We start from the raw sequence: 10,450 nt of genomic DNA on the forward strand, positions 1-10,450 counted from the left end.
CGGCCGGCCGATGGACGCCGTGGATGTCGCGGCCGCCGCTGCCGCCGCGCTGGACGGGGCGGTGCTGAACGGGCTGCCGCCCTCCCCGCTGGTCGCCGATCTGACCCAGGGCGTCTCCGTCGAGCGCCCCGATGCCACCCCAACCGGGGCGCAGTCCGCGGCGCCCGTACCGTCCGCCCGGGAGTCGGCGGGGGCCGCGAAGCCCGACGAGGCGGGCACGGGCGTACCCGACCTGACGAAGAAGTCCCCGAAGCCCCCCGAGTCGCAGCCGCTGCCGTCCCGCGCCGAACAGCTCCAGCTCTCCGGCGACATCACCTACTCGCTGCCCTCACTCGACCTGCTGGTGCGCGGCGGCCCCGGCAAGACCCGCAGCGCCGCCAACGACGCGGTCGTCGCCTCGCTGTCCAACGTCTTCCGGGAGTTCAAGGTCGACGCTGCCGTCACGGGCTTCACCCGCGGTCCGACCGTCACCCGCTACGAGGTGGAGCTCGGCCCGGCCGTGAAGGTCGAGCGGATCACCGCGCTCACCAAGAACATCGCCTACGCGGTGGCCAGCCCGGACGTGCGGATCATCTCCCCGATCCCGGGCAAGTCCGCCGTCGGTATCGAGATCCCGAACACCGACCGCGAGATGGTCAACCTCGGCGACGTGCTGCGCCTCGCGGACGCGGCCGAGGACGACCACCCGATGCTGGTGGCGCTCGGCAAGGACGTCGAGGGCGGCTACGTGATGGCCAATCTGGCGAAGATGCCGCACGTCCTGGTCGCGGGCGCGACCGGCTCCGGAAAGTCCTCCTGCATCAACTGCCTGATCACCTCGGTGATGGTGCGGGCGACCCCCGAGGACGTACGGATGGTGCTGGTCGACCCGAAGCGCGTCGAGCTGACCGCGTACGAGGGCATCCCGCACCTCATCACCCCGATCATCACCAACCCCAAGCGCGCCGCCGAGGCGCTCCAGTGGGTCGTGCGCGAGATGGACCTGCGGTACGACGACCTCGCGGCCTACGGCTACCGGCACATCGACGACTTCAACCAGGCCGTGCGCAGCGGCAAGGCCAAGGCGCCGGAGGGCAGCGAGCGCGAGCTGTCCCCGTACCCGTATCTGCTGGTCATCGTCGACGAGCTCGCCGACCTGATGATGGTCGCGCCGCGTGACGTCGAGGACTCCATCGTCCGGATCACCCAGCTGGCGCGCGCCGCCGGCATCCACCTGGTGCTGGCGACCCAGCGGCCTTCGGTCGACGTCGTCACCGGTCTGATCAAGGCCAACGTGCCCTCGCGCCTCGCCTTCGCCACCTCATCGCTCGCCGACAGCCGGGTCATCCTCGACCAGCCGGGCGCCGAGAAGCTGATCGGCAAGGGCGACGGACTCTTCCTCCCGATGGGGGCGAACAAACCCACCCGTATGCAGGGCGCCTTCGTCACCGAGGAAGAGGTCGGTGAGATCGTCCAGCACTGCAAGGACCAGATGGCGCCGGTCTTCCGCGACGACGTGGTGGTCGGGACGGCCAAGAAGAAGGAGATCGACGGAGACATCGGCGACGACCTCGATCTGCTGTGCCAGGCCGCCGAACTGGTCGTCTCCACCCAGTTCGGCTCGACATCGATGCTCCAGCGCAAGCTGCGCGTCGGCTTCGCGAAGGCGGGCCGGCTGATGGACCTCATGGAGTCGCGGAACATCGTCGGACCCAGCGAAGGATCCAAGGCCCGTGACGTGCTGGTGAAGCCGGACGAGATGGACGGCGTCCTCGCGGTGATCCGCGGCGAGACCGAGCCGTAGCCGACCGGCGGGCAACCGTTTCCCCCGGCGATACGTCAAGTTGAAGAGATAGCAGAGAAGAAGGGCCGGGGATGTCCCGCAGACGGGTTGTCTCCCGGCCCGCCCGGCGGGTCGTCCGGTGATTCGCCGACCTGATGGCGTACAAAGTGCGCGCTCAGGTTGCCCCACCCTTTCACCACCCCCCTAGACTGAACATCCAGCAGGTGGCTCACGCTCGAAAGGCGCCCCCGTGTCCATCGGCAACTCCCCCGAAGACGACCGGCCTTCGATCGGTCACGCCCTCCATCAGGCCCGGATCGCCGCCGGTCTGTCGGTAGAGGAAGTCAGCTCGGCCACACGGGTGCGCATCCCCATCGTGCACGCGATCGAGCAGGACGACTTCTCCCGCTGCGGCGGCCAGGTGTACGCCCGCGGTCACATCCGTACGCTGGCGCGCGCCGTCGCCCTCGACCCGACGCCGCTGGTCGACCAGTACGACGCGGAACACGGCGGCCGTCCCGAGCCGACCCCCGTCGCGCCGCTCTTCGAAGCGGAACGCATCAAGCCCGAGCGCCGCCGCCCGAACTGGACCGCGGCCATGGTCGCCGCGATCGTCGTCGTGCTCGGCTTCGTCGGTTTCACCATGTTCACCGGCGGCAGCGGCGACAAGAAGAGCAACCAGGTCGCCGAAGGCCCCACCACCGGCACGAAGGGTGCCAGCCCGAAGCCCAGCAAGCCGGCCGACCCGAAGCCCAGCACTCCCGCCGCGTCGGACAGCGCCATCGCCGCCGTGCCGAAGGACAAGGTGACGGTGAAACTGTCCGCGGTCGACGACAAGAGCTGGATCTCCGCGAAGGCGCACAACGGCAAGCTGCTCTTCGACGGTGTGCTCGCCAAGGGCGAGTCCAAGACGTTCACGGACGCCCAGCAGGTCGACCTGATCCTCGGGAACGCCGGCGCGATCCAGCTGTTCGTGAACGGCAAGGACGTCCACAACGACTTCCAGACCGGCCAGGTCGAGCGTCTCTCCTACACCAAGGGCGACCCCGAGGCGGGCTGATCACCCTCGCGGAACGGGCGCGGGCCGGGACAAAGTAGTCTTGAGCCCATGCCCGAACGCCGTACCGTCGCCCTTGTCACTCTTGGCTGCGCCCGTAACGAGGTGGACTCGGAGGAGCTCGCAGGCCGCTTGGCAGCGGACGGCTGGGACCTCGTCGAGGACGCCGCCGCCGCGGACGTGGCCGTCGTCAACACCTGTGGATTCGTCGAAGCCGCCAAGAAGGACTCCGTCGACGCCCTGCTCGAAGCCAACGATCTCAAGGATCACGGCAAGACGCAGGCCGTCGTCGCCGTCGGCTGTATGGCCGAGCGGTACGGCAAGGATCTTGCCGAAGCGCTGCCCGAGGCCGACGGAATCCTCGGATTCGACGACTACGCCGATATCTCCGACCGCCTCCAGACCATCCTGAACGGCGGGATCCACGCGTCGCACACCCCGCGCGACCGCCGCAAGCTGCTGCCGATCAGCCCGGCCGAGCGCCAGGACGCGCCCGGTGTGGCGCTTCCCGGCCACGCGCAGGACACCCCGCCCGAAGACCTGCCGGAGGGGATCGCCCCGGTCTCCGGGCCACGCGCACCGCTGCGCCGCAGACTCGGCAACAGCCCCGTGGCCTCCGTGAAGCTGGCCTCCGGCTGCGACCGGCGGTGCTCCTTCTGCGCCATCCCGTCCTTCCGAGGCTCCTTCATCTCGCGGCGCCCGTCGGATGTGCTGGGGGAGACGCGCTGGCTGGCCGGGCAAGGGGTCAAGGAGGTCATGCTGGTCTCCGAGAACAACACCTCGTACGGCAAGGACCTCGGCGACATCCGGCTCCTTGAGACGCTGCTGCCGGAGCTCGCGGAGGTCGAGGGCATCGAGCGGATCCGGGTCAGCTATCTGCAGCCCGCCGAGATGCGGCCCGGGCTGATCGACGTCCTGACGTCGACCCCGAAGGTCGCCCCGTACTTCGACCTCTCCTTCCAGCACTCGGCGCCCGGTGTGCTCCGCGCGATGCGCCGCTTCGGGGACACCGACCGGTTCCTCGAACTGCTCGGCACGATCCGCGGCAAGGCACCGCAGGCCGGTGCGCGCTCCAACTTCATCGTGGGCTTCCCCGGTGAGAGCGAGAGCGACCTGGCGGAGCTGGAGCGCTTCCTCACCGGGGCGCGGCTCGACGCCATCGGGGTCTTCGGCTACTCGGACGAGGACGGCACGGAGGCGGTCGGCTACGAGAACAAGCTGGACGCCGAGGTCATCGCCGAACGGCTCGAACACATCTCGCGGCTGGCCGAGGAGCTGACCGCGCAGCGGGCCGAGGAGCGGCTCGGCGAGACACTCTCGGTCCTCGTGGAGTCCGTGGACGGCGAGGACGGTGCGGTCGGCCGGGCCGCGCACCAGGCGCCCGAGACGGACGGGCAGGTGGTGTTCACGGCAAGCGAGGGCCTGGTCCCCGGCCGTATGGTCGTGGCGAAGGTGGTCGGTACCGAAGGTGTCGACCTGGTGGCCGAATGTCTTGGTGAGGAGGCAGCCAGATGACCGGAGTCCCGGCATCCGCTACGGGCGGCGGTACCGGTGCCAAGCCGGCGCCCGCCGGAAAGCTGGGTGCCGCGGTGGTCAATCAGGCCAGCCTGTGGAACGTCGCGAATCTGCTGACCATGGTGCGGCTGGTGCTCGTGCCCGGCTTTGTACTGCTGCTGCTCCACGACGGCGGCTACGACCCGGTCTGGCGGGCCTGGGCCTGGGCGGCCTTCGCCGTCGCGATGATCACCGATGTCTTCGACGGCCATCTGGCGCGGACGTACAACCTGGTCACCGACTTCGGGAAGATCGCCGACCCCATCGCCGACAAGGCGATCATGGGGGCGGCGCTGATCTGTCTCTCGTACCTCGGTGATCTGCCCTGGTGGGTGACCGGCGTGATCCTCTTCCGGGAGCTCGGGATCACCCTGATGCGGTTCTGGGTGATCAGGCACGCGGTGATTCCGGCCAGCCGCGGAGGCAAGATCAAGACGCTCGCGCAGGGCACGGCCGTCGGGATGTACGTCCTGGCGCTGACCGGCCCGCTGGCCACCCTGCGGTTCTGGGTGATGGCGGTCGCCGTGGTGCTGACCGTGGTGACCGGCCTCGACTACGTACAGCAGGCCGTGACCGCCCGCCGCAAGGGTCTCGCGGCCGAGCGGGCCGCCCGGTGAGTTCGGCGGCCCGGGTGCTGGAGCTCCTGGCGGACCGGGGGGAGACCCTCGCCGTCGCCGAGTCGCTCACCGGCGGCCTGCTGGCCGCCGAGCTCACTTCCGTCCCAGGTGCCTCGCGGGTCTTCCGCGGGTCCCTCACGGCGTACGCGACGGCCCTCAAGCAGGAAGTTCTCGGCGTCGACGGGACTCTGCTGGCGGAGCGCGGGCCGGTGGATCCTGCGGTCGCCCGGCAGATGGCGGCCGGAGTGCGACGGGTGCTGGGCGCGGACTGGGGGATGGCGACCACCGGCGTGGCCGGTCCCGCCATGCAGGACGGGCAGCCCGTCGGGACGGTGTACGTCGCGGTTTCCGGGCCGGGCGGGGCAGAGAATATGGCCTCACTGCGGTTGAACGGGGACCGGGCGGAAATCCGTAGAGAGAGCGTGCTGGGCGTTCTCGGACTGCTCTGCGATGAACTCCGCGCGAATGCGCGGACACAGGATACGGAAGAGAACGGGGGGAATTGATGTTTGCAGCCCTGAGTGAACACGACATCGCTCCCCGCACGGCCGCGGCGCAAGGCGGTACGGTGGGGCGTGAAGGATGCGGCTACGCGGTCCGAGGAGGGAGCCACCGATGATTCTGCTCCGTCGCCTGTTGGGTGACGTGCTGCGTCGGCAGCGCCAGCGCCAGGGCCGTACTCTGCGCGAAGTCTCCTCGTCCGCCCGAGTCTCTCTCGGTTATCTGTCCGAGGTGGAGCGGGGGCAGAAGGAGGCATCCTCCGAGCTGCTCTCCGCGATCTGCGACGCGCTTGACGTACGGATGTCCGAGCTCATGCGAGAAGTGAGCGACGAACTGTCGCTCGCGGAGCTGGCCGAGTCGGCAGCGTCCACTGAGCCCGTGCCTGTGCCGGTACGCTCGATGCTCAATTCCGTTTCCGTGACGTCGGTCACGGGTGTTCCTACCGAGCGGGTGACGATCAAGGCGCCCGCCGAGGCCGTGAATGTAGTAGCGGCCTAGTACGTGCTTCCCGGCTCCGGCTGGTCCTCAGGGACCGGTCGGAGCCGTTTTCTGTCCAGGGCCGCCCCGGATATCCCCTTTGCGGATATTTGTGCCATGGTGGTGGAAACGTACGAACATCTGGGAGGACCCGCATGTCTGGCGTGAAGAGCTCTCTGTCTGAAGCCGATCTGAAAGTGGTCGGAGATGCCCTCCAGGGTGCGCTGGCCGATCTGATCGATCTGTCGCTGGTCGCCAAGCAGGTGCACTGGAACGTGGTCGGCCCGCGCTTCCGGTCGGTCCATCTGCAGCTCGACGAGGTGGTCGACACCGCGCGGCAGTACACGGACACGGTGGCCGAGCGGGCCTCCGCGATCGGTGTGACGCCGGACGGCCGGGCCGCCACGGTCTCCAAGACGAGCGCGATCCGGGAGGTGCCGGACGGGCGGATCAGCGACACCGACGCCGTACGGACCCTGGTGGCCGCCCTCGGGGCCGTCATCACCCGGATGCGGGAGCGGATCGCGGCCACCGATGTCCCGGACCCGGTGACCCAGGATCTGCTCATCGCGGTCACCGCGGCTCTGGAGAAGCACGCCTGGATGTACCAGGCGGAGAACGCGTGACGACGTCGACGGTGTGACAGCGAAGAACGTGTGGCAACGGTGCGGATATGCGCCGGGCGGGCACCTCGTGCGCTCTCCCGCCGGGTGATGGGACCCGGTCGGCGCCGTGGCCGGAGAGGGGTCGTGGGCGGTATGCCCCGGCCGGTCTCTCCGGGTGCGGCTCCGGCGTCAGCCGGAGGAGGCGGCCATGGTGCGGCGGTGGATGCCGGCGGTGATACCGGCTCTCGTACTCGGCGGTCTGTGGTGGTGGGCCGTCCTGCGGCTGGTGCTGGTGCCCGGTGAGTCCGGGCCGCTGGAGGGCACCGTCGTGATCGGCGGGTGGGGGCTGAGCCTGCTGCCGGTGCATGTGGTCGCGCTGCCGGCCGGCCGCTCGCGGACCCGGCGGCGGGCGGGTGCGAGCTCCGCGGGGGTGTGGGGGAATGGCCCGGCCGTGGAGTGCTCTGGTGGGGTGCCGGGGAGTGGGCCGGCCGTGGGGCGTTCCGGTGGGGTGCCGCAGGGCGGGTCGCGGATGTGGCGGCACAGCGGGGTTGCGTGGGCCCGGGCTGTGGTGCGGCTTGTCACCAGGGCATCGCGACGCCGCCGTTAGGACGCAGGATCTGTCCCGTTGTGAACGCTGCGGCGTCTGACGCCAGGTGCAGTACGGCGTGTGCGATCTCCTCGGGCACGCCCACCCGGCCCAGCGGCGACATCCGGGACATCAGGGCCGCGGTGTGTGCCTGGGCCTCGCTGTTGTTGTGCCGCTCGGTCATGGGCGTACGGATCCAGCCGGGGGCGACCGCGTTGACCCGGATCCCGTGTGGCCCCACCTCGGTCGCGAGAGTCTTCGTCAGCTGGACGACGGCCGCTTTCGTCACGCCGTAGCAGAGCAGTCCCGGTCCTCCGGTGTCCACGGCGCCGGATGCCATCGTGACGATGCTGCCCGCCGTCCCCGTCGCGATCATGCTGCGGGCCGCTGCCTGGCAGGCGTACAGCACGCCCTTGAAGTTGACGGCGAGGACGCGGTCCAGGTCCTCGTCCCGTGTCTCCAGGACCGGACTGCTGTGCATGATCCCCGCGACGGCCGCCAGGATGTCCAGCCGGCCCGAGGCCGTGGCGGCCGCCTCGACAGCTGCCTCCACGGCGCTGCGGTCGGAGACGTCCAGGGCGTGGAGGTGTGCGGTGCCGCCCGCTTCGGTGATGGTGGCGCCGGTCGCGCGCAGGCCCGCTTCGTCGCGGTCCGCGCAGTGGACGGTGGCGCCTGCCTCCGCGAGAAGGACCGCGCAGGCACGGCCGATGCCGCTCGCGGCGCCGGTGATGAACGCGGTGCGGCCGGTGAGGTCGTACGCCGTGACGGGCATGACGGGACCGTACGACTGAATCTGACGGGTCGTCAACTGCCTGGCGGTGCCGGGCGTCGCGCGGCAGGCGGCACTTTGACGACAGGCTCTAGGCGGGTGTCGTGGGGTTGGCGGGGGTGATGGAGCTGGTGGGGCCTGTCTGGCAGGTGGGGCACCAGTAGGTCGGGCGTTCGCGGGTGCCGGCGCTGGTTCCGGTGTGCCGGCCGTTGCTGTCGGCCCGGTATGCCCGGCGTACCCGCGTTCCGCAGCGCAGGCAGGGGCGGGGGGCGCGTCCGTAGACGTACAGGCGCTGGTCCTGCCGGCCCGTCGTGGTGCGGACGGGGCGGTCGCGGTTGGCCTCCAGCAGTTTCTTGGCGACGGTCACCGCCCTTTCGGGGCGGGGGAGTTCGCCGACCGGCAGCCAGGGGGTGGCGCGCAGTACGAAGCAGATCTCCGCTGCGAAGACATTGCCGATGCCTGCGAGATTGCGCTGGTCGAGAAGGGCTTCGGCGATCGGCCGGCCGGGCTCTGCCAGCAGGTTGGTGAGGGCCTTGCCGGGGTCCCAGTCCGGGCCCAGGAGGTCCGGGCCGAGGTGGCCCACGACCGTGCTCTCGTCGGCGGTCCGCAGGAGTTCGAGTACGGGGAGGCGGTAGCCGACGGCGGTGTGTCCGGTGGTGCCGATGACGGCGCGGATCTCGTACGAAGGGCCGCCTCGCCAGTGTTCGCCCGGGGTGTAGACCTTCCAGGCGCCTTCCATGCGCAGATGGCTGTGCAGGGTGAGGCCGCCTTCGGTGCGCATCAGCAGATGTTTGCCGCGCGGGGTGACGTCGAGGACGGTGCGCCCGGTGAGATCCGCGGTCGCGAAGCGGGGGACGCGCAGGTCGAACCAGGTGAGGGTGTGGCCGGCGAGCGCCGTGTGCAGCCGCCGGGCGGCCTGGTGGACGCTGTCTCCTTCGGGCATCTCTCCATGATGCGGGCTTGTTGCCGGGCGCGGCGGCCGGATGGCCCGGTGGCCGGGCGGTGGGGCAGGTCCGGGTGGGGCGTCGCGTTGCCGGGTTCCGGGTTGCCAGGCGGAACGTTGTTCCGTATTGTTAGTGGAACAACGTTCCGCTTTTGGTTGCGTCCCGCGCCGCCCGCGTTGAACTCGAAAGGACCAGTGGTCCCATGCCGCAGTCACCACAGCCCCGTTTCGGGATCATGACCGCCCCCTCGCAGGTCGACTACGCCGACATCCTGCGGGTCTGGCGCGAGGCTGACGCGATCCCGGAGATCGAGCACGCATGGCTCTTCGATCACCTCATGCCGATCGGGGGCGACCCGCTCGGGGTGGCCTACGAAGGCTGGACGCTGCTCTCGGCCCTGGCCGCGCAGACCCGGCGGCTGCGCCTCGGTGTGCTGGTGACCAGCAACCGCTTCCGTCCGCCCGCGATGCTGGCCAAGATCGCGGCGACCGTCGACGTCATCTCGGACGGGCGGCTCGACTTCGGAATCGGCGCCGGCTCACGGCCCGGCCACCCCGTGGCACGGCGGGAGTACGAGGCGCACGGTCTGCCCTTCCACGATGCCGCTCACGCCGTCGCCGGTCTCGCCGAGGCGTGCACGGTGATCCGGCGGCTGTGGACCGAGCCGGAGCCGTTCGACTTCGACGGTGACCACATCCGGCTGACCGGTGCGTTCGGCAACCCCAAACCCGTTCAGCGCCCGCACCCGCCGATCCTCATCGGCGGACGCGCGTCAGCGACGCTCCGAGTGGTCGCCGAGCACGCCGACGTATGGAACTTCCCCGGTGGCGACGTGGAGGACGCCGCCGCTCGCAGCGCCCTGCTCGACCGCTACTGCACCGAGATCGGGCGCGACCCCGCCTCGATCACCCGCTCGCTCGTGCTGCCGGTCTCCTACGACGATCCCGGTGCGACCCGGGAGGCGATCGGCAGGGCGACCGCGGCCGGCTTCCAGCACATCGTCCTGGGGCTGGCGGCGCCCTACCCCGCGGACGTCGCACGATGGGTCGCCGACGAACTCATCAACGCGACGGCCCCCGAACACCGTCCGGCATGATCCTGCCTGCCGCAGTGTGACTTTGGCGGACCCGGTATGACCCGACCGCCTCGGTGTGACGGCGCCCCGCTTGTCCGGATCCCTGTTCAGGCTCTCAGCCGCAACCCCCTCGGAGTGGCGACGAAACCGGCTGCCTCCAAGGTCCGGCCCAGGTCGGATGTGAGAGCCGCCGCGCCGTTGGTGCGCTCCACGGTCACGGTGCCGAGCGCCCCCGAAGCCGCCGCCGCGGCGAGCGCCTCTCCGGCGGCCAGCAGCGCCGGGTGGTCGGGCTCGGTGGGCCAGGCCAGCAGGCTCTTGCCGCCGCGCTCCATGTAGAGGATCAGCTCGCCGTCCACCAGGACGACCAGGGCGCCCGCCTTACGGCCGGGTTTGTGGCCCACTCCGCCAGGCGATTCCGGCCAGGGCAGCGCCGCCCCGTAGGCGTTCGCCGGATCCGCCGCGGCCAGCACCAGCGCCCGGCCCGGCGTGCCCGCGTCCGTACG

The 10,450-nt window shown here is 70.4% G+C and carries 12 protein-coding genes; 9 read left to right on the forward strand and 3 right to left on the reverse strand.

The features are described 5' to 3' along the window. From G3I19_RS30140 to G3I19_RS37775, 8 genes are all read left to right on the forward strand, one after another. Positions 1-1,783, forward strand: a 1,783-nt coding sequence (locus tag G3I19_RS30140; RefSeq protein WP_164266890.1) for a DNA translocase FtsK, incomplete at its 5' end; no start/stop codon positions are given. A 229-nt stretch (positions 1,784-2,012) separates the two neighbouring features. Beyond that, the gene (locus G3I19_RS30145) at positions 2,013-2,822 is read left to right on the forward strand and encodes a helix-turn-helix domain-containing protein (RefSeq protein ID WP_164266891.1); all 810 of its coding nucleotides are present in this window, start codon (positions 2,013-2,015) and stop codon (positions 2,820-2,822) included. A 48-nt stretch (positions 2,823-2,870) separates the two neighbouring features. Beyond that, the gene (gene rimO, locus G3I19_RS30150) at positions 2,871-4,334 is read left to right on the forward strand and encodes a 30S ribosomal protein S12 methylthiotransferase RimO (protein WP_164266892.1); all 1,464 of its coding nucleotides are present in this window, start codon (positions 2,871-2,873) and stop codon (positions 4,332-4,334) included. Further along, a complete protein-coding gene (gene pgsA, locus G3I19_RS30155; protein ID WP_164266893.1) occupies positions 4,331-4,990 on the forward strand; it encodes a CDP-diacylglycerol--glycerol-3-phosphate 3-phosphatidyltransferase in 660 nt (219 codons plus the stop codon). Before rimO ends, pgsA begins: the two co-directional genes overlap by 4 nt. After that, positions 4,987-5,496: a CinA family protein gene (locus G3I19_RS30160; RefSeq protein ID WP_164266894.1), complete on the forward strand. Its 510-nt coding sequence runs from the start codon at positions 4,987-4,989 to the stop codon at positions 5,494-5,496. Before pgsA ends, G3I19_RS30160 begins: the two co-directional genes overlap by 4 nt. 109 nt (positions 5,497-5,605) lie before the next feature. Continuing rightward, positions 5,606-5,989, forward strand: coding sequence for a helix-turn-helix transcriptional regulator (locus tag G3I19_RS30165; RefSeq protein ID WP_164266895.1), 384 nt, complete (start codon positions 5,606-5,608; stop codon positions 5,987-5,989). Between the two features lie 134 nt (positions 5,990-6,123). Next, on the forward strand, positions 6,124-6,594 hold the full coding sequence (locus G3I19_RS30170; protein WP_164266896.1) for a DNA starvation/stationary phase protection protein: 471 nt from the start codon (positions 6,124-6,126) through the stop codon (positions 6,592-6,594). Positions 6,595-6,781: 187 nt separating this feature from the next. Continuing rightward, positions 6,782-7,180 (forward strand): hypothetical protein, encoded by a 399-nt coding sequence (locus tag G3I19_RS37775; RefSeq protein ID WP_239074926.1) that lies wholly within the window; start codon positions 6,782-6,784, stop codon positions 7,178-7,180. Here the strand turns inward: G3I19_RS37775 and G3I19_RS30175 are convergent. Beyond that, complete coding sequence (locus G3I19_RS30175; RefSeq protein WP_164266897.1) at positions 7,152-7,931, reverse strand: SDR family NAD(P)-dependent oxidoreductase; 780 nt, start codon at positions 7,929-7,931, stop codon at positions 7,152-7,154. The two genes, G3I19_RS37775 and G3I19_RS30175, sit on opposite strands and share 29 nt — an antisense overlap. 88 nt (positions 7,932-8,019) lie before the next feature. Further along, positions 8,020-8,871 carry an Fpg/Nei family DNA glycosylase gene (locus G3I19_RS30180; protein ID WP_164266898.1) on the reverse strand — a complete coding sequence of 284 codons (852 nt, stop codon included), beginning with the start codon at positions 8,869-8,871 and terminating at the stop codon, positions 8,020-8,022. Positions 8,872-9,074: 203 nt separating this feature from the next. On the opposite strand from G3I19_RS30180, the gene G3I19_RS30185 reads away from it, so the two are divergent. Further along, a complete protein-coding gene (locus G3I19_RS30185; protein WP_164266899.1) occupies positions 9,075-9,968 on the forward strand; it encodes an LLM class flavin-dependent oxidoreductase in 894 nt (297 codons plus the stop codon). 86 nt (positions 9,969-10,054) lie between these two features. On the opposite strand, the gene G3I19_RS30190 is transcribed toward G3I19_RS30185, so the two are convergent. Beyond that, positions 10,055-10,450, reverse strand: a 396-nt coding sequence (locus G3I19_RS30190; RefSeq protein WP_164266900.1) for a hypothetical protein, incomplete at its 5' end; no start/stop codon positions are given.

The sequence above is a fragment of the Streptomyces sp. SID10853 genome, from assembly GCF_010548145.1.
In the GTDB taxonomy this organism is placed as follows: Bacteria; Actinomycetota; Actinomycetes; order Streptomycetales; family Streptomycetaceae; genus Streptomyces.